Source organism: Polaromonas sp. (genome assembly GCF_049790275.1).
GTDB lineage: Bacteria > Pseudomonadota > Gammaproteobacteria > Burkholderiales > Burkholderiaceae_C > Polaromonas.
Genome location: NZ_JBAQYR010000150.1, coordinates 18,353 through 37,197, shown reverse-complemented (window position 1 = coordinate 37,197; position 18,845 = coordinate 18,353). Strand labels below are relative to the sequence as shown.

The window sequence follows — 18,845 nt, the reverse complement described above, 5'->3', positions numbered from 1 at the left end:
GCAGGCGCCTGGGCTACGGCGGGAGGCGGGGGGGTGGCTGTCGCAGGTTTCTGGGCCTTGGGTTCGGCATTGAAGAGGGTGCGTATCAGTGCCAGCTTGGGCGGCACGGCGCTGTTGCCGCCGTCGAGCTGCAGGGCCTTGCTGTAGGCCTGGCTGGCCAACTTGGCATACACATCGCCCAGGTTTTCATGGGCGGTGGCGTAGCTCGGGTTGGTGCGTATGGCCATTTCCAGGGCAGCCCTGGCCTTGTCGAACTGGTTCTGGCCGGCGTAGAGCACGGCCAGGTTGTTGTAGGGTTCCGGCAGCTCCGGGTAGTCCTGGGTGATTTTGGTGAAGGTGGCGATGGCGTCGTTCGGCTTGCCGGCTTCGGTCTGGATCACGCCCTTGATAAAGCGCATCTGCGGGTCGCGCGGTTTGGCGGCCAGGTACTGGTCGGCCTTGGCCAGCGCCTGGGGGAGCTGGCCGCTCCGTACGAGGGCATTCACGTCGGCATAGTCGTCGGCATGCGCGGCCGTCACGAACAGGGCCGCAGCCAGCGCCAGCCAGCGCAGGGCGGTCGGCAGCGCCTGGGTTGAAAGATAAGCTGACTTGGACATATTTCCTCTGGAGCGCATGGAGTGGCTGGTATGAAACAGGAACCTGAAAAGCCGGCCCTGCAGCTGGCTGCGGGGCGCAAGGGCTTCTACCTAGCTGGATATACTGGGCGATTGTATCTGAGGGGTATAGTTTAAGCCGCGGTGAAAAATCACCGTACGCGTTCCCAGTGGATTGATTTCCGGAGCAGCTTTCCCCTTTGCTGATGCACTTGATGACCTGCCCCCGTTCCAGCGACTCCTTCCGGTTACGGCGTTTCCAGCCGGACTGAACACCCAGACTTTTCATGAGCCTTCGCATTTACAACACGCTGACGCGTGCCGTAGAAGATTTTTCGCCCCTGGTTCCCGGCCATGTACGCATGTATGTCTGCGGCATGACGATTTATGACCTGTGCCACATCGGCCACGCCCGCATGATGATGGCCTTTGACATCGTGCAGCGCTGGCTCAAGGCCAGCGGCTATCAGGTCACCTATGTGCGCAACATCACGGACATCGACGACAAGATCATCAAGCGCGCCGTGGAGCGCGGCATCAGCATCCGCGCGCTGACAGACGAGATGATCGTGGCGATGAACCTGGACATTGGCGCCCTTGGTATCGAGCCGCCCACCCTGGAGCCGCGTGCCACCGAATACGTACCGCAGATGCTGGGCATGATCGAAACCCTGGAGCAAAAAGGCCTGGCCTACCGCTCGGGCAACGGTGACGTGAACTATGCCGTGCGCAAGTTTCCGGGCTACGGCAAGCTCTCGGGTAAATCGCTGGACGAGCTGCGTGCCGGCGAGCGTGTGGCCGTGCTGGACGGCAAGGAAGACCCGCTCGACTTCGTGCTGTGGAAATCGGCGAAGGCGACGGAACCCGATGACGCCAAATGGCAGAGCGCCTATGGTCCGGGCCGGCCCGGCTGGCATATCGAGTGCTCGGCCATGAGCTGCCAGACCCTGGGCGAAACCTTTGACATCCACGGGGGTGGCGCCGACCTGCAGTTTCCGCACCACGAAAACGAAATCGCGCAGAGCGAAGCCGCCAACGGCAAACCTCTGGCCCGCTTCTGGGTGCACAACGGCTTTGTGCGTGTGGACAACGAAAAAATGTCCAAGAGCCTGGGCAACTTCTTCACCATCCGCGAGGTGCTGGCGAAGTACGATGCCGAGACTGTGCGTTTTTTCATTGTGCGAGCGCACTACCGCAGCGCGTTGAACTACAGCGACGCGCACCTGGACGATGCCCGCAATTCCCTTAAACGGCTGTACACCGCGCTGCATCTTGTGCAGCCGGCCGATATCAGGCTGGACTGGAACCACCCGTTCGCCGCCCGTTTCAGGGCGGCCATGGACGAGGACTTCGGGACGCCCGAAGCCGTGGCCGTGCTGTTCGACCTGGCTGGCGAAGTCAACAAAACCCGGTCTGCCGAACTGGCGGGTCTGCTCAAGGTCCTGGGTGGCTGCCTGGGCCTGTTGCAGAATGATCCGGCGGCTTTTCTGCAGGCCGGTGCCAGCCTGGACGAAGCCGCCATCCAGGACCTGATCCAGCAGCGCGCTGCTGCCAAGGCCGGCAAGAATTTTCTGGAAGCCGACCGCATTCGCCAGGACTTGCTGGCACGCGGCATTGTGCTGAAAGACTCGCCGGCCGGCACGACCTGGGAGGCGAAATCGTGACTTATTTTTCGGAAAAAACTGGCCTCTGGCCCTTGAGGGGCGGGCGCAAGCAGCTATGAAAAAGATAGTAAAGAGCGGGCCGGCCCGTGCCGAGCTGGCCGATGTGACGGAGCGCGTCACCACCATCGTTCCCGGCTACTGGGCTGAGGCCTGCAAACACCTGGTCAGGAAAGACCGGGTCATGAAGCGCCTGATCCCGCAGTTTGGCGATGCCTGCCTGCAGTCGCGCGGCGACGCCTTCAGCACGCTGGCGCGCAGCATTGTCGGCCAGCAGATCTCTGTGAAGGCTGCGCAAACCGTCTGGCACCGGTTTGACGCCCTGCCCAAAAAGATGACCCCGGGCAATGTGCTCAAGCTCAAGGTGGACGACATGCGTGCCGCCGGCCTGAGCGCGCGCAAGATCGAATACCTGGTTGACCTGGCCATCCATTTCGATGCGGGTACGGTGCACGTGAAGGACTGGCAGGCGATGGACGACGAAGCCATCATTGCTGAGCTGGTGGCGATTCGCGGCATTGGCCGCTGGACGGCCGAGATGTTCCTGATTTTTTACCTGACACGCCCCAACGTGTTGCCGCTGGACGATGTGGGCCTGATCAGCGGCATCAGCCAGAACTATTTTTCCGGTGAATCGGTGAGCCGCAGCGATGCGCGCGAGGTGGCCGCCGCCTGGGCGCCTTATTGCAGCGTCGCAACTTGGTATATTTGGCGCTCGCTGGACCCCTTGCCGGTTCTGGGCACCGAGAAGACCTGAATTTCAAAGCAAGCCTGAGGAGCAGACCATGGCCAAGAAGACCTTCCTCGATTTCGAGCAGCCGATTGCGGAGCTTGAAGGGAAAATTGAAGAGCTGCGTTATGTACAAACCGAGTCGGCCGTCGATATTTCCGAGGAAATCGACCAGCTCGCCAAGAAAAGCCAGCAGCTCACCAAGGACATCTACAGCGACCTGACGCCCTGGCAGATCACCAAGATCGCGCGCCATCCCGAACGGCCCTACACGCTCGACTATGTCAATGAACTGTTCACCGACTTTGTCGAGCTGCACGGCGACCGGCATTTCGCCGATGACCTGAGCATTGTGGGCGGTCTGGCGCGCTTCAATGGCACGGCCTGCATGGTGCTGGGCCACCAGAAAGGGCGCGACACCAAGGAACGCGGCCTGCGCAACTTCGGCATGAGCAAGCCCGAGGGTTACCGCAAGGCGCTGCGCCTGATGAAAACCGCCGAGAAGTTCAAGCTGCCGGTGTTCACCTTTGTCGACACCCCCGGCGCCTACCCCGGCATCGACGCCGAGGAGCGCGGCCAGTCCGAAGCGATCGGACGCAACATCTTCGAGATGGCGCAGCTTGAGGTGCCCATCATCACCACCATCATCGGCGAAGGCGGCTCCGGCGGCGCGCTGGCCATTTCCGTGGCCGACCAGGTGGTGATGCTGCAGTACTCGATCTACTCGGTAATCAGCCCGGAAGGCTGCGCCTCCATCCTGTGGAAGACCTCCGACAAGGCCGAGGAGGCAGCCGAGGCCTTGGGCATCACCGCACACCGCCTCAAGGCATTGGGCGTGATAGACAAGATCGTCAACGAACCCGTGGGCGGCGCACACCGCGACCACAAGCAGATGGCCGCCTTCCTCAAGCGTGCCCTCAATGACGCCTTCCGCCAGGTCAGCGACCTCAAGGTCAAGGAACTGCTGGACCGCCGCTACGAGCGCCTGCAGAGTTATGGCCGCTACACCGACACCAAGGCTGACGCCAAATAGCCTGGCCCCGCCTTGCGGTGGCTGACGTGACATGAGCACCACCACCGTCGACGACGCCCTGCGCGTCTTTTCTCCGCAATTGCCATTGGCCGTGGCTTACAGCGGCGGTGCCGATTCCACGGCCTTGCTGCTGGCCTGCGCCGAAAAATGGCCGGGGCAGGTGAGGGCGCTGCATGTGCACCACGGGCTGCAGGCCGCGGCCGATGATTTTGCCAGCCATTGCGAAGCAGTCTGTGCGCAGCTGCAGGTGCCCTTGCGCGTGCGCCGCGTCATGGCCGGGCATGCGCCGGGCGAGAGCCCGGAAGATGCGGCCCGCAATGCGCGTTATGAGGCTTTTCGGGTCCTGGCCCATGAGGAATGGGCGCAATCAGCTATTAAAAGCATAGCGCTTGCGCAGCATGCCGACGATCAGGTTGAAACCATGTTGTTGGCGCTCAGCCGCGGCGCCGGCTTGCCCGGCCTGAGCGCCATGCCGGCCAGCTGGCAGCGCGACGGGCTGGCGTACCACCGCCCCTTGCTGCAGGTGCCGGCGCCCGAAGTCCGCGCCTGGCTGGCGCGCAGGGGTGCGGCTTTCATTGAAGACCCCACCAACACCGACGAGCGATTCACCCGCAACCGCATCCGCGCCCGTTTGTTGCCCGCGCTGGCGGAGACCTTTCCCCAGTTTCGCGAAACTTTTGCGCGCAGCGCCCAGCACGCGGCCCAGGCGCAGGCGCTGCTGCTGGAGGTGGCGCGCGAAGACCTGAAAGCGCTGGGGAACCCGCCCGCGATCAAAGCCCTGCAGGGTTTGTCGCCGGCACGCCAGGCCAACGCGCTGCGCACCTGGCTGCGCGACTTCCACCAGGCCGCGCCCAGCGCGGCGCAGCTTGAGCAATTGCTCTCGCAGGTGGCAGCCTGCACCACACGGGGCCATCAGATCCATCTGAAGATTGCATCAGGCCATGTGACGCGTGTCGGGGACCGGTTGCAGTACACCGCGTAAACGCTTGTTGGCGCGGGCTTATCTAGGTAGTTGTCCTAGGTATAATTGAAGGCTTTGCTGGCGGCCCCTGGTCTTCTGTACGGGGTGAAAACGGCAAGGCCGCCCTCAGCAATAGCAATGTTCGCAACCAACTCCTGATTGACACCCTGCAATGGCATTGATCGTTCATAAATACGGTGGCACGTCGATGGGCTCGACAGAGCGTATCCGCAACGTAGCCAAACGCGTGGCCAAATGGGCGCGCGCCGGCCACCAGATGGTGGTGGTTCCCAGTGCGATGAGCGGCGAAACCAACCGCCTGCTGGGCCTGGCCAAAGAGCTGGCCCCCGCCAAGGCAAATGATGCCTACCACCGCGAGCTTGACGCGCTGGCCGCCACCGGCGAGCAGGCCTCCAGCGCACTGCTGGCCATTGCGCTTCAGTCCGAGGGCATGGAAGCCGTCAGCTATGCAGGCTGGCAGGTGCCCATCAAGACCAACAGCGCCTACACCAAGGCCCGCATCGAGTCGATAGACGACAAACGCGTGCGCGCCGACCTGGACGCCGGCCGGGTGGTCATCATCACCGGCTTCCAGGGCTCCGACGAGGCCGGCAACATCACCACGCTGGGCCGCGGCGGCTCGGACACCTCGGCCGTGGCCGTGGCGGCTGCCATGAAGGCGCACGAGTGCCTGATTTATACCGACGTGGACGGTGTGTACACCACCGACCCGCGGGTCGTGCCCGAGGCGCGCCGCCTGCAGACCGTGAGTTTCGAGGAGATGCTGGAAATGGCGTCCATGGGCTCCAAGGTGCTGCAGATCCGCTCGGTCGAGTTTGCGGGCAAGTACAAGGTGCCCCTGCGCGTGCTCTCGAGCTTCACGCCCTGGGACATCGACATCGACGAAGAGGCCAAGTCCGGCACCCTGATCAGTTTTGAGGAAGACGAAAAAATGGAACAAGCCATCGTATCGGGCATCGCGTTCAACCGCGACGAAGCCAAAATCTCCATCCTCGGCGTGCCCGACACCCCGGGCATTGCGTACCAGATCCTGGGCGCCGTGGCCGATGCCAACATCGAAGTCGATGTGATCATCCAGAACATCAGCAAGGGTGGCCTGACCGATTTCAGCTTCACCGTGCATCGCAACGACTATGCACGGGCCGTCGACCTGCTCAAGGCCGAAGTGCTGCCCAAGCTGGGTGCGCAGGAAATCACCGGTGACGCCAAGATCTGCAAGGTCAGCATCGTCGGCATCGGCATGCGCAGCCACGTCGGCATTGCGAGCAAGATGTTCCGCTGCCTGAGCGAAGAGGGCATCAACATCCAGATGATCTCCACCAGCGAAATCAAGACCTCGGTCGTGATCGACGAAAAGTACATGGAGCTCGCCGTGCGCGCCCTGCACAAGGCGTTTGACCTCGACCAGCCCGCCACAAGCCCTTGAGGGGTGGACAGGCTGCCAAGTCGTGAGATAATCCGGGCTCAGCCAGAAATCAGGAAACGTGACCGAGTGGCCGAAGGTGCTCCCCTGCTAAGGGAGTATGGGGTGTAGAGCCTCATCGAGGGTTCGAATCCCTCCGTTTCCGCCAAGATAAAGAGCCGCCTTCGGGCGGCTTTTTTGTGCCTGGCTGTGGAGCTACATCGACGTTCGAATCCATTCGTTTCCGCCAAGATACCCCTTGCGAGCTTTTTGCTCCGAGGGGTTTTTTGCTTTCTGGGGCCTGATCGGTCTCAGGTGGGAACGCGTCGAGCATTGCCCGTATCGTCGCCTTGGCTTGGGCCTCGTATTCATCAGTTGCATCTAGCGAGTCTTCGAAATATTCGAAGATCGTTCGCAGCCGATCTACTCCCGCAATTTCTGCTATCTGAATGCGCTTTTTCAAGCCGCAAGTCAATCTCCCATTTTTGTAGTCGCTGATGTTTTGCGGAGTCACTCCGATCATCGCCGCGAGTTTCGACTGATTTCCTGCTGCCGCTGATGCGGTCTCAATCGTGTCTTTTAAGGGCATGTGTGCGCTCCTATGGCTTGTTGATACCAAAAAATATTGGTATATTCCAAATTACCAAATTAAATTGGTTTACCTATTTAAAAGGTAATTATCGGTCAACTCAACTGGAAGGCACTCCATGGCGATACACCTCACTACAGGGAAACTCGGGTCCGCAAAGACCCTCACCGTTTGCACTCCCCCTGCTAAAAATTCCGAGGCCCCAGGTGCCTCTGGCGCTGAGGATGGGCAGGGGGTGTGCACCTCGCCGCGTTTCTTCATCCGCTGGGCAGTCAAGCGCGGGCATCGTGAGGGCGTCGGTCCGTTCGATGGTGTGGTCCCGGTGCCTGACCGCATGACGGGTTACGTGGTGTTGGGTGCGCTGCTGCAAGTGCCGCATATGTACGTGGTCATGGAGTGCCAGCAATGACCACCGAAAACAGAAACCCCCTCGGCTCCGTCAACCGCGACAAAACCGGCCTGCGCTACGTCCGCAGGGGCTGCACCGTCCGCATGGGCTCCTACCGTGGTCGCGTCGTTCGCGTCCGCACCGGCAACGCCATTGTTGATTGGGCGGGTGGTGGCAAGGGCGATTGCAAGCCCTGCTCGCTGCTCGAAGTGATCGCCCTGTGAACCCAGCCTCAAGCCTTCGCGTGAGGGCTTCGGGCCGGGTTCCGGCAACACATCAACCATCGATCAAAGGAATTTCACCATGACCACTTTTTCCTCCACCGTTCGCATCCTCACCGTCGAGAGCGAAGAGCGCACCACGGCCAAAGGCAACAAGTTCCCGCACTTCGCCGCCCGTTCCATCCTGCTCGGCGATGACGGCGAAACCGTTGTCACCGTGGGCGCACTCCGCACCCGCGACGAAGCCCTCCAGAAAAAATGCGTGCCTGGCACGTTCCGCGCCACCTTCGCCCTGCAGGTGCCTGACTGGGGCGACAACAAGGGCGACATCTGCGCGGTCCTCACCGACCTGACCCCCATCCCTGCGTCCCAGCTGCGCCGCAATGCCGGCGGCTCCAGCGCTGCCGCAGCGACCTAACTTCAGCGGGAAGGCCTCCAGCGTTGGGAAACGTCGAGGTTCTTTCCGGTGTAGTTCGGGGATGTCCTCCGGCCACCAACTAGGAGAAGTTCAAATGTGGAAAGCAATCAAAAACACGGCCTCCAAGGCACTGGCCTACGTGGTCGAGCAAAAAAACAAGGCTGTGGCCTTTGTCTCTGGCGTGTCCCTCACCGTGGGTTCAGCCATCGCCCAAACCGCCAATCCGCTGGTGACAGCGGCCACCACGGAAACCGGTGCCGCAAAAACCAACCTGCTCGAAGTGGCCGGTCTGCTGTTCATCGTCACGCTGGAGCCCTTTAGGGGGGACGGCACGTCCCCGGGGCGCGAAGCGGATGGGGTGCAACCCCATGACAAGAGCGTCTGGCCAGACGCCTACCCGGCATGAGAACTACCGGCGGCGCTCTCGATGCCGCCGGGATGGCCGCAGGCCCCGGCGGCGCGCAGCGCCGCTTAATTTATCTATTAGGGATAAGTGAACCAAAGGGTTCAACGGAAATAAAAAAGCCCGGCACTGCGCTAACAGTCCGGGCCAGATCAGCAAAAAAGCTTGGAGGCTTTGCGCCCTGGCGATGTATTCGTGATCTACAAGCTTGACCGTGTTGCGCGGTCACTGCCTGACTTGCTTTCTATCTTGGCCGATATAAAAGCTGCTGGTGCTTTGGTTAGCCGATGCGGAACTCGCGGTTATCGCGTCGAGACAATTCTCCTGAACCCGTTCTTGGACTCGAGTCAACGTCGGAATGTTCGTGACGTCAGGTGCGTATGCGGCTAGTGCTCCCTAACTGGTCGGTCAACACGGACGCCCGGCGTCGTGCGCCGCTGCGCGGCTCTTTGCCTTCGGTCGCCGGTTACCTCGAACGTTATAGGTCCGGTAGAGCCTAATGGAACCGCATGCCCCTACTTGGCATGGCGGTGGCGTTACATCAGCTAGATCAACACCAGAATTGCGTATCGGTCGTCTACGAGGCCCTTCGACTCGAGCCCGACAGAGTACGACAGTCTACGGGCGTGAAGGAGGCCATATTTTCACTCGGCATTCTCAAGCGAAACGACGAGGCCGCTTTGCTTTTGAAGAGGCATATGGAAGCCAATCCAGATTGGGCAAAGGATGCGGGGATGGTCAGCGCGGCTAGAGCATTGCATCTTGTCAGGCCTTAGAGATTGAGAGACGCGGATAACATGCCAGTCAACACGGACAGCATTTGCGATGGGAGCGCTGGCTACGGTTATGTCTGCTGGTCAGCACCAAGCAAGCCCGAAGTGACGTTTTGCAGGGTCTACTCTATTTGGAGGATGCAAGTCTGAGAGCTTCGCTCTAGAGTCGTCTGTGGTTCGACGGCCGATTTGTCTAGCCGGTGCACGGCGTGGATGAATCTGCATCATGAAGGATCAAATGAACAACCAAATCATCAGAGGGGTTTAAGAGATGCCTGCACGATATACGCTCCTTCCAACACCACATGCAATGGTCACCCAGCAACAGTTCAAGCCAATCTGGAGCGGGATGGTCAGGGGTGTAAATGCCGCTCTGGCGAACGCGACGGCTCGTGGGCCAGAGTTTCGCCAGTGGTTTGGCGGATATGCGGCACGGCGAGACATTGTTCTCGCAAAGATGACCCGTTTTGTAACCTTCCTGACTTCACCCAATACAGTAGTAATTCAGCCGCGCATATTTGACCCAACAGCCACCGACTATGGTCACACTTACCAGCTGCCGCATTCCACCACCGGGCAGTGGATCGTCTATCTGGGCCCCAGTTTCAATAACCAGCCTTCAATATGGACCGCAGCCAATATGGCCAACCCCGGGGTGCAGGGAAATCAGGTAATCACTATCGCGCATGAGATGTCGCATGCAATTCTCGGTACCAATAAGCCGGACAGGTTTTATGACGAGCATTACGAGGCAGCCGCGCTGGTATTGGCTGGCGCTGATCCCGAATACGCTGCATGGAATGCTGACAATTATGGGTTTTTCATAGAAGCCTGCATGTAGTCCGGGAAACTCCTCTTTGGGCATTGGCATACTTCGATCTCCAGATCAAGCAGCAATTGCCCTGTTGAACCACAAGCTTCGCGATCTAAAAAGCACAAGAAGGAAAGGCATGATCGAGCAATATTTCAGACCCGGCGTCCGATATCTTTGGAACAAGCCGAACGATGCGATCGGCCCCCTGAACGGGGCTCTTGTTCCCAGCGTGATGGTTTCCAATAACTTGACTTATGACGGGCTGGATGGTCACCAAGCTGTCATAGATCCACCCTTGCTGGTCAACGTGAACGCCACACTTGGGCTTGCAATGCGGGCAACCGTTCCGCATAGCTGGCTCGACTATGCTCCCGGCCGCACCTCTCATCTGCAAATCGGTGGCAACGACATTCTGACGGGCTACATGAGTGGTTGTCTGATTGCGCGAGGAACTCACTTGGGTGTGATGAGTGCCTTTCACGTGGGAACAATTGTTGGAAACGCTGGCGTCAACCAGACCGTCAAACAGAATTTTTTTGCAAACCTGCCTGCAGATGTCACAGGCTTCAATCCCGCGGGTGCCTGGACGCATGGCGAGGTCGCGGCCATACAGGCGAGCCTTGGTGGGGGAGTGGTCGCAACGCCCAATATTCTTGCTCTGGTGACGGCAGGCGGTGTGTTCTATTCGATCCTCATGTTCAATGTGTCGGAAGGTGGCCAATGGGTCAATCTGGCAGGCCAGAGGCGGTGGTGTGTGGGGGGCAAGAAGCTGGTGCAGCCGCTAAATCGAATCAGAGTCCGGGGTAGCTTGTTATAAGCGGTTGCCAGACTGAGCCGTGTGACCCGACAGCGTGCGTCTTTTTGCTACGGTATTTGCCTGTCTGGTACGCAACCAGTCGTAAAAGTGGGCGTCCTGTCCGGCTGGCCGCGTTATGGTGACGCTTTCATCACGGAGAACCTATGTCTTTGAAACTCATCACGACGGGCGTGGCGTTGGCGGGTCTTGTGGTCCTGGCCGGCTGTGCCGCGCCAGGCACTCCTTCCACTGGCAGCCCCATGCCGCCGCCACCGCCGGGGACGGCCTGCAATGCGGAGGGCGCCCAGTTTGCTGTGGGCAAAAGAGCCGCGGCCAGCACGGTTGAAGAGGCGCGCCAGCGGTCGGGTTCCTACATGGCGCGGGTGCTCTGGCCCAAGCAGGTGGTCACCATGGAGTTCAATGCGCAGCGCCTCAACCTGGATGTGGATGCCGCAGGTGTTGTCCAGCGGGTGCGCTGCGGTTAACTCGTTGCGTATCGGCGTGGCGGCGTGGTGCCAGGTCGCATGTCGGGCAGCGATGGCCGGGATGGCACCGGCCTGCTGCCCATAATACGGCTGCCGGCTTCATGAATCCCTTTCCGCTGGCGAGAAGGAAAAAACATGCGCCTGCGGCACATCGAGGTTTTCAACGCAGTCATGCTCACGGGCAGTGTGAGCGCGGCGGCGCGCCTGATCAACGTCACGCAGCCGGCTGTCAGCCGCACGCTGCAGCACGCTGAAATCCAGCTGGGGTTTGCGTTGTTCCAGCGGGTCCGGGGCCGGCTCACGCCTACCACCGAGGCGCAGACGCTGTATCCGCACATCGAACGCCTGTTTGCCCAGCTTGACGAGGTTCAGCGGCTGGCCAGCAGCCTGAAGACCGGACGTGGCAACCAGGACGAGTTGCGTGTGCTCACGGTGCTGGCCCTGAGCTACGAAGTGTTCCCGCGCGCCATCCGCCTGTTTCGCGAGAAGTACCCTGACGTGGCCGTGGCCCATGAAGCGCTGCATTCGCCGCAGATTGTTTCTTCACTGGTGCTGCAGGAAGCGGATGTGGGTTATGTCTTCAGCGCCATCAGCCATCCTGCGCTGTCGCATGAGCAGATCGGCGAGCGGCAGGTCATGTGCATCGTGCCCAAGGGGCTGCTTGGCGCGCGGCAGCTCAAGGCCGGGGTACTCAGCTTCGCGCAGCTGGCCGACCTGCCGGTGATTGCGCTGGACAAGCGCGACCCCCTGGGCGTGACGCTGGGCCATGTGCTGCGCGAGAACAGTCCGGGCCTCAAGCCGGTGATGACGGTGCAGACTTACCATGTGGCACTGGCCCTGGCGCACCACGGCGTGGGCGTGGCTCTGGTCGAGGGCTGCACCGCCGCGTCGGCCGACCGGAGCAAGGTGGATGTGCTGGCGCTGGAGCCCGCCATCCCGGTCACGGTCAAGGCCCTGCGTCCCACGGCGCGTCCCAACTCGCTGGTCAGCCGGGCCTTCACGCGCTGCATGACACAGGCCCTGCAACAGATTGCGTAGGGCGGGGGCTGGCGTGCAGCAGGTCGGCAATCTGCTGTGCGCTGCCAAAAGCCAGGGTAAAACCCAGCGCGCCGTGGCCGGTATTGAACAGCAGGTTGGCCGGGGTGCCTGGTAGCCGGCCAATGATGGGCCGGCCTGTGGGTGTGGCCGGGCGCAGGCCAGTCCAGGGCTCGCTGGCGGAGAAGTTGCCGCCATCTGGAAACAGTTCGCGCACAGCCCTGGTCAGCGTGTCAATGCGCGCCGCAGGTATCTGCGTGTTGTTGCCGACCAGCTCGACCATGCCTGCCACACGCAGGCGCTGGCCCACGCGTGCAAACACCACCTTGCGCGCTGCGTCGGTCACATTCACATGGGGGGCGCCGCCGTCCCTGTCGCTGATGGGCAAAGTGATGCTGTAACCCTTGAGCGGGTACACCGGCAGGTGCAGGCCCAGGGTGCGGCCCAGAGAGTGGGACGCCGTGCCCAGGGCGACCACAAATGCATCGGCCTCGAGCGGACCAGCGGCAGTCAGCGCCGCGACGGCGCGGCCTCCACGCAGCACCATCCGAGTGACTTCGGTGTTGAAAAGAAAACGCACGCCGCGAGCACGCAGCAGGCGCAGCAGCTCCTGGCAGACCTTGTAGCAATCGGCCGCACATTCGCCCGGCGTGTGGATGGCGCCGGCGATGTGGGCCTGGTAGTGCGTCAGTGCGGGCTCGATGGCGACACACTCCTGCGCCGTCACGGCGGTCTGCTCGCTGCCCAGGGCACGCTGCAGCGCCATCTGGCGGCGCGCTGCAGCAAACGAGGCGGTGTCCGGGTACAGGACCAGTTTGCCGGTGGCCGAGAAATCGCAGTCCAGTTGCTCCTCGGCGAGCAGGCGCTCGAAGCCTGTCCGGCTTTGCGCGGCCAGTGCCAGCAGGCGGGCTGTGGTGGTAAGTGACACGCTGCCGCGGCAGGCTGCCAGAAAGCGCAGGCCCCAGGCCCACTGGTGCGGGTCGAACTGCGGCCGCAGCGTCAGCGGCGAGTCGCGGGCCAGCAGCAACTGCGGGAGTTGCCGCCAGATCGAGGGGTCGGCCAACGGCTGCACATACGCGTAGCTCAGTTGCGCACCATTGGCAGCGCTGGCACCTTCGCCGGCACCAGCACGGTCGATCACGGTGACGTAGAAACCTTCGCGGTGAAGTTGCCAGGCTGCGGCCAGGCCGGTGATGCCTGCGCCCAGAATGCACACATGCATGAATTGTCCAGTGGTTGTGGGTACACGCTGAATTTAGGCCAGGCGGGGTGTCCTGAAAAATGCCAACAGGGCAGGGTGCCATGCCCGCAACTCATGGGCGACCTGCATCGCCAGCAAGCCATGAGTTTTGGTTATGGCTCTTCGGCAAATCAGCATCACAGGGCGTACCTGCTTTCCGTACACTCGCCTTCATTCGATCCATGGACTCCGCATGACCCTGACCCGTGTTTTCCACCGCCACCTCCAGCACACGCCGCCTGTTGCCGTGAGCGGCAAAGGCGTTTACCTGACCGATGCCGGTGGCAAGCAATATATCGATGCGTCCGGTGGTGCAGCGGTGTCCTGCCTGGGCCATGGCCACCCCGATGTGCTGGCAGCGATGCATGCGCAGATTGACAGGCTGGCGTATGCGCACACCAGTTTCTTCACCACAACGGTCGCCGAGGAGCTGGCCGAGCAATTGATACGCACCGCGCCTGCGGGCATGAGCCACGTCTACTTTGTCAGCGGTGGTTCCGAAGCCGTCGAGGCGGCGATGAAAATGGCGCGCCAGTACTTCGTCGAGACCGGCCAGCCGCAACGCACGCATTTCATCGCACGCCGGCAGAGCTATCACGGCAACACGCTGGGTGCACTGGCAGTGGGCGGCAACGAGTGGCGGCGCGCGCCGTTTGCACCCATCCTGATTCCGGTCACGCATGTGGCGCCGTGTTACCCCTACCGTGAGCAGCTCGGCAACGAGACGCCGGTGCAGTACGGCCAGCGCCTCGCCCGGGAACTGGAAGAAGAGATACAGCGGCTGGGCGCCGACAGGGTGATCGCCTTCGTGGCCGAAACCATAGGCGGCGCAACGGCCGGCGTACTGGTGCCGGTGCCGGGTTACTTCAAGGCGGTGCGCGAGGTCTGCGACCGCCATGGCGTGCTGCTGATCCTGGACGAGGTGATGTGCGGCATGGGCCGCTCCGGCACGCTACACGCCTGCGATTTTGAAGGTGTGGTGCCGGACATCATGACGATTGCCAAAGGACTGGGCGGCGGCTACCAGCCGATCGGTGCGGTGCTGGCACAGAAAAAAATTGTGGAGGCCATGTCTTCCGGCAGCGGTTTTTTCCAGCACGGCCATACCTACCTGGGCCATGCCGTGGCCTGTGCTGCCGCGCTGGCGGTGCAGCGTGTCATCGAGCGTGATGGACTGCTGGCGTGCGTGCGGAACAGCGGTGCCCGTCTGGAAGGTTTGCTGCTCGATGCTTTTGGTGCGCATGCACAAATAGGAGACATCCGAGGGCGCGGCCTGTTCTGGGGGATCGAGCTGGTGCAGGACCGGACTAGCAAGCAGCCCTTTGATCCGGCACGCAAACTGCATGCTCTGATCAAGAAGGAGGCGATGGCGCGCGGTTTGATGGTTTACCCGATGGGCGGCACGGTCGATGGTCGTTATGGTGACCATGTGCTGCTGGCCCCGCCCTTCATCACCAGCGATTCCGAGCTGGCACAGATCGTCGAGCGGCTTGATGCTGCTATCCGGGCCGCACTTTCATCACCATGACCAATCGATTTTTCAACGAGGAGTATTGCAATGTCCAGAGCGTTTATTTTTAAAGCCCTTGTCGCCGCCGCAGCATTGTCCGGCGCACTTGCCACTGCGCCTGTCATGGCCCAGCAGAAGTTTGTGACCATAGGCACGGGCGGCGTCACGGGCGTGTATTACGCTGCGGGCGGCGCCATCTGCCGCCTGGTCAACAAAGACCGCGCCAAGCATGGCATCCGCTGCTCGGTCGAGTCTACGGGTGGTTCGGTGTTCAACGTCAACACCATCAAGGCGGGTGAGCTGGACTTCGGCTTCACGCAGTCGGACGTGCAATACAACGCTGTCAAGGGCCTGGGCCAGTACAAGGATGGCGCCTACAGCGATTTGCGCGCCGTGTTTGCGGTGCATCCCGAACCTTTCACGGTGGTGGCCCGCAAGGAAGCCAACATCACGAAATTCGAAGACTTCAAGGGCAAGCGTTTCAACGTTGGCAACCCCGGCTCCGGCACGCGTTCGTCGATGGAAGAATTGCTCAACGCCATGGGCTGGAAGCTGGGCGACTTTTCGCTGGCTTCCGAACTCAAGGCCGACGAGCACGGTCCCGCACTGTGTGACGGCAAGATCGACGGATTCTTCTACGGCGTAGGCCACCCGTCGGCGAACATCCAGGACCCGACCACCACCTGCGGCGCCAAGCTGGTGTCCCTGACTGGCCCGGTCATCGACAAGCTGGTGGCTGACAAACCCTATTACGCCAAGGTCACGATTCCGGGCGGCCTGTACCCGAACAACCCGCAGCCCACCGCAACCTATGGCGTACTGGCCACCGTCGTGACTTCGGCCAAGACCTCGCCCGAGACGGTGTATCAAGTGACAAAAGCTCTCTTCGAAAACTTTGACGAGTTCAAGAAATTGCATCCGGCTTTGGCCAACCTGAACCCGCAGAACATGGTCAAGGATGGCCTCAGCGCGCCGCTGCACGAAGGTGCTGCGCGTTATTACAAGGAAAAGGGCTGGATCAAGTAATCCGGCGCAGCACGCCAGCTGCAAACCGCACTCCGGTGCGGCTTGCAAACCAGAAAAGGGCGGAGCGGACTTCGCCCTTTTTTTTAAGGCCCGTGCAAACGACTTCCTGTTCCTGAAGGATGATCATGGCAACCGATATCGAAAAAGCACCTGAAGCGCTGCAGCAACTCGTCGCCGAGGTGGATACCGGCGGGCGCAAGCCAACGGGCGTTACCGCGGGGATCATTTTTTCAGTGGCGCTCATCTGGGCGCTGTTCCAGTACTGGTATGCCTCGCCCTTGCCATTTGCGCTGGGCTTTGGCATCCTCAACGACACCGAAGCGCGCGCCATCCACCTGGGCTTCGCGCTATTCCTCGCTTTCCTGGCGTGGCCTGCCCTGCGCAGTTCGCCGCGCGACCACGTGCCGGTTCAGGACTGGGTGCTGGCGCTGCTGGCCGCGTTTGCGGGTGCCTACATCATGCTGTTTTATGCACAGATCGCCACCCGCCCCGGCCAGCCGACCACGATGGACGTGGTGGTCGCCAGCGCCGGCATGGTGCTGCTGCTGGAGGCCACACGCCGTGCGGTCGGCTGGCCGATGGCGGCCCTGGCCGTGGTGTTCGTGGGCTACAGCATGCTCGGTCCCTGGCTGCCCGATGTGTTGTCCCACCGCGGCGCCTCGTTGAACCGGCTGGTCTCGCACATGTGGCTGACCACCGAGGGGGTGTACGGCATCGCGCTGGGCGTGTCGGCCGGCACCATTTTTGTGTACGTGCTGTTCGGTGCCTTGCTCGACCGTGCCGGCGGCGGCAACTACATGATGCAGGTGAGTTTTGCGGCGCTCGGCCACCTGCGCGGCGGGCCGGCCAAGGTGGCGGTAGTGTCGTCGGCCCTCAACGGCATGATTTCCGGCTCGTCGGTGTCCAACGTGGTCTCGGGCGGCATCTTCACCATTCCCCTCATGAAGAAAGCCGGTTACGGCGGCGTGAAGGCCGGCGCCATCGAAACCATGTCCTCGGTCGACGGCCAGATCATGCCGCCGGTGATGGGGGCGGCGGCCTTCCTGATGGTCGAGTATGTGGGCATCCCGTATTCGGACATCGTGCGCCACGCCTTCCTGCCGGCCATCCTCTCCTACCTCGGCCTGTTCTACATCGTGCACCTGGAAGCGCTGAAAATGGGCATGCAGCCCATCATCCGGCGTGAACCCAAGCCGCTGCGCGACCGCGTGCTGCGCAATGCCTTCGGCATCTCAGGCAGCATCATCGTGATCGGCGCGCTGTATTACCTGTTCGAAGGCATGAAGGCCATGCTGGGCGATGCCGCACCCTATGTCATCGTGCTGGCGGTGATGGCGCTTTACGGCGTGTGCCTGCACCAGGCGGCGCGCAGCCCCGACCTGGCGCAGGACATTGATATCGACCATCCCAAGGCGCTGGACACCTGGCCCACCGTACGCGCGGGCCTGCACTTTCTCATCCCCATCGGCACGCTGATCTGGTGCCTGATGGTCGAGGAGATGTCGCCGGCGCTGGCGGCTTTCTGGGCGGTGACCATCCTCGTGGTGCTGATGATGTCGCAGCGACCGCTGATCGACTGGCTGCGCCGCACGCGCACGCCGGATGCCTGGCACGAGGGCTGGCGTTCGGTGGTCGACGGCTTTCACGACGGCTCGCGCAACATGATAGGCATCGGCGTGGCCACGGCAACCGCCGGCATCATCGTCGGCGGCATCACGCTCACCGGCCTGGGCCTGCGCATGACGGAGTTTGTCGAATTCGTGTCGCAGGGCAACGTCATGGTGATGCTGTTGTTCATTGCGTTTTCCTGCCTGGTGCTGGGCCTGGGCGTGCCGACCACGGCCAACTACGTGCTGGTGGCCACGCTGATGGCGCCGGTGGTGGTGGATCTCGGCGCGCAGTCCGGCCTGGTGATTCCGCTGATCGCGGTGCACCTGTTTGTCTTCTACTACGGCATCATGGGGGACATCACGCCCCCGGTGGGGCTGGCCACCTTCGCGGCGGCCGCCATCTCGGGGGAGGACGCGATCGAGACCGGCATCCAGGGCTCCATCTATGCGCTGCGCACGGTGATCCTGCCCTTCATCTGGATCTTCAATCCGCAGCTGCTGCTGATCGATGTCGGCGGGGCGTTTTCCTTCTTCTGCATCGTGTCGGCCAGCATCCTGGCCACGCTGCTGTTTGCTGCCGTCACCATGCACTGGTTCCGCATCAGGAACCGCTGGTGGGAAACCCTGGCGCTGCTGGCGGCGGTGATCCTGCTGTTCCGCCCGGATTTTTTCATGGACCAGATCGCACCCGAATACCGCGACGCCAGACCGGCCGAGGTGTTCGAGATCGCACGCAATGTGGACGGCGACGGCCGGGTCGTGATGGTGACGCGCGGCACCACGCTGGAAGGCCGCGAGATCGTCAAGACCGTGGCGGTCCAGCTCGGCGACAAGGGCCCCGAAGGGCGCAAGCGTCTGGCCGACGCCGGCCTGCAACTGGTTCCGCTGGGCGACACGCTGCAGATCGGCCAGGCCAAATTCGGTTCGCGTGCCGCCAAGGCCGGGGTGGAGCAGGGCTGGGATGTGACCGCCATCAAGGTGCCGACGGACCGGCCTACGCCGCACTGGTTTTACCTGCCCGCGCTGTTGCTGGCCCTGCTGGTCTGGTGGTCCCAGGGCAGGCGCATGCACCTTGGCAGGGGCCCAGTGCCGCCGACCGCTGCGGCCTCTTCTTTGTAAGAAAATAGGGTTCCAGC

19 protein-coding genes, 1 tRNA gene and 1 pseudogene are annotated in these 18,845 nt (G+C 61.9%); 18 read left to right on the top strand and 3 right to left on the bottom strand.

The genetic code is table 11. From position 1 onward, the window contains the following. Positions 1-596: tetratricopeptide repeat protein (locus WA904_RS20520; protein WP_425198980.1), on the bottom strand; the 596-nt coding region annotated here is incomplete at its 3' end. A 284-nt stretch (positions 597-880) separates the two neighbouring features. On the opposite strand from WA904_RS20520, the gene cysS reads away from it, so the two are divergent. From cysS to WA904_RS20490, 6 genes are all read left to right on the top strand, one after another. Next, on the top strand, positions 881-2,257 hold the full coding sequence (cysS, locus tag WA904_RS20515; RefSeq protein ID WP_425198979.1) for a cysteine--tRNA ligase: 1,377 nt from the start codon (positions 881-883) through the stop codon (positions 2,255-2,257). 55 nt (positions 2,258-2,312) lie between these two features. After that, the gene (locus tag WA904_RS20510) at positions 2,313-3,011 is read left to right on the top strand and encodes a DNA-3-methyladenine glycosylase family protein (RefSeq protein WP_425198978.1); all 699 of its coding nucleotides are present in this window, start codon (positions 2,313-2,315) and stop codon (positions 3,009-3,011) included. 28 nt (positions 3,012-3,039) lie between these two features. Beyond that, on the top strand, positions 3,040-4,017 hold the full coding sequence (locus WA904_RS20505) for an acetyl-CoA carboxylase carboxyltransferase subunit alpha (RefSeq protein ID WP_077595674.1): 978 nt from the start codon (positions 3,040-3,042) through the stop codon (positions 4,015-4,017). A gap of 31 nt (positions 4,018-4,048) precedes the next feature. After that, on the top strand, positions 4,049-4,999 hold the full coding sequence (gene tilS, locus WA904_RS20500; RefSeq protein WP_425198977.1) for a tRNA lysidine(34) synthetase TilS: 951 nt from the start codon (positions 4,049-4,051) through the stop codon (positions 4,997-4,999). 151 nt (positions 5,000-5,150) lie between these two features. Continuing rightward, positions 5,151-6,425: an aspartate kinase gene (locus WA904_RS20495; protein ID WP_425198976.1), complete on the top strand. Its 1,275-nt coding sequence runs from the start codon at positions 5,151-5,153 to the stop codon at positions 6,423-6,425. A gap of 52 nt (positions 6,426-6,477) precedes the next feature. Then, positions 6,478-6,570, top strand: a tRNA-Ser gene (locus WA904_RS20490). On the opposite strand, the gene WA904_RS20485 is transcribed toward WA904_RS20490, so the two are convergent. Next, the gene (locus WA904_RS20485; protein WP_425198975.1) at positions 6,538-6,990 is read right to left on the bottom strand and encodes a hypothetical protein; all 453 of its coding nucleotides are present in this window, start codon (positions 6,988-6,990) and stop codon (positions 6,538-6,540) included. The genes WA904_RS20490 and WA904_RS20485 overlap by 33 nt on opposite strands. 235 nt (positions 6,991-7,225) lie before the next feature. Here WA904_RS20485 and WA904_RS20480 point away from each other — a divergent pair, with 235 nt between their 5' ends. From WA904_RS20480 to WA904_RS20440, 9 genes and pseudogenes are all read left to right on the top strand, one after another. Further along, positions 7,226-7,399, top strand: coding sequence for a hypothetical protein (locus tag WA904_RS20480; RefSeq protein WP_425198974.1), 174 nt, complete (start codon positions 7,226-7,228; stop codon positions 7,397-7,399). Continuing rightward, complete coding sequence (locus WA904_RS20475; RefSeq protein ID WP_425198973.1) at positions 7,396-7,602, top strand: hypothetical protein; 207 nt, start codon at positions 7,396-7,398, stop codon at positions 7,600-7,602. The genes WA904_RS20480 and WA904_RS20475 overlap by 4 nt, the downstream gene beginning before the upstream one ends. A 79-nt stretch (positions 7,603-7,681) precedes the next feature. Next, positions 7,682-8,017 (top strand): hypothetical protein, encoded by a 336-nt coding sequence (locus WA904_RS20470; protein WP_425198972.1) that lies wholly within the window; start codon positions 7,682-7,684, stop codon positions 8,015-8,017. 94 nt (positions 8,018-8,111) lie between these two features. Next, positions 8,112-8,423 (top strand): hypothetical protein, encoded by a 312-nt coding sequence (locus WA904_RS20465; protein ID WP_425198971.1) that lies wholly within the window; start codon positions 8,112-8,114, stop codon positions 8,421-8,423. 159 nt (positions 8,424-8,582) lie between these two features. Continuing rightward, a pseudogene (locus tag WA904_RS20460) lies at positions 8,583-8,810 on the top strand (recombinase family protein); the annotation flags it as partial. A gap of 693 nt (positions 8,811-9,503) precedes the next feature. Further along, entirely contained in the window at positions 9,504-10,034 is a 531-nt protein-coding gene (locus WA904_RS20455; protein ID WP_425198970.1) for a M35 family metallo-endopeptidase, read from the top strand. Positions 10,035-10,098: 64 nt separating this feature from the next. Further along, positions 10,099-10,824 (top strand): hypothetical protein, encoded by a 726-nt coding sequence (locus WA904_RS20450; RefSeq protein ID WP_425198969.1) that lies wholly within the window; start codon positions 10,099-10,101, stop codon positions 10,822-10,824. 143 nt (positions 10,825-10,967) lie between these two features. After that, positions 10,968-11,288: an I78 family peptidase inhibitor gene (locus tag WA904_RS20445; RefSeq protein ID WP_425198968.1), complete on the top strand. Its 321-nt coding sequence runs from the start codon at positions 10,968-10,970 to the stop codon at positions 11,286-11,288. Between the two features lie 135 nt (positions 11,289-11,423). Further along, positions 11,424-12,326 carry a LysR family transcriptional regulator gene (locus WA904_RS20440; RefSeq protein ID WP_425198967.1) on the top strand — a complete coding sequence of 301 codons (903 nt, stop codon included), beginning with the start codon at positions 11,424-11,426 and terminating at the stop codon, positions 12,324-12,326. On the opposite strand, the gene WA904_RS20435 is transcribed toward WA904_RS20440, so the two are convergent. Further along, positions 12,286-13,545 (bottom strand): D-amino acid dehydrogenase, encoded by a 1,260-nt coding sequence (locus tag WA904_RS20435; protein WP_425198966.1) that lies wholly within the window; start codon positions 13,543-13,545, stop codon positions 12,286-12,288. The genes WA904_RS20440 and WA904_RS20435 overlap by 41 nt on opposite strands. 217 nt (positions 13,546-13,762) lie before the next feature. Between WA904_RS20435 and WA904_RS20430 the strand changes: the two genes are divergently transcribed. The 3 genes from WA904_RS20430 (at position 13,763) to WA904_RS20420 (ending at position 18,828) form a co-directional block, all read left to right on the top strand. Beyond that, the gene (locus tag WA904_RS20430; protein WP_425198983.1) at positions 13,763-15,091 is read left to right on the top strand and encodes an aspartate aminotransferase family protein; all 1,329 of its coding nucleotides are present in this window, start codon (positions 13,763-13,765) and stop codon (positions 15,089-15,091) included. A 30-nt stretch (positions 15,092-15,121) separates the two neighbouring features. After that, positions 15,122-16,099: a TAXI family TRAP transporter solute-binding subunit gene (locus WA904_RS20425; protein WP_425198965.1), complete on the top strand. Its 978-nt coding sequence runs from the start codon at positions 15,122-15,124 to the stop codon at positions 16,097-16,099. Between the two features lie 125 nt (positions 16,100-16,224). Beyond that, positions 16,225-18,828, top strand: coding sequence for a TRAP transporter permease (locus WA904_RS20420; protein WP_425198964.1), 2,604 nt, complete (start codon positions 16,225-16,227; stop codon positions 18,826-18,828). Positions 18,829-18,845 lie beyond the last annotated feature (17 nt).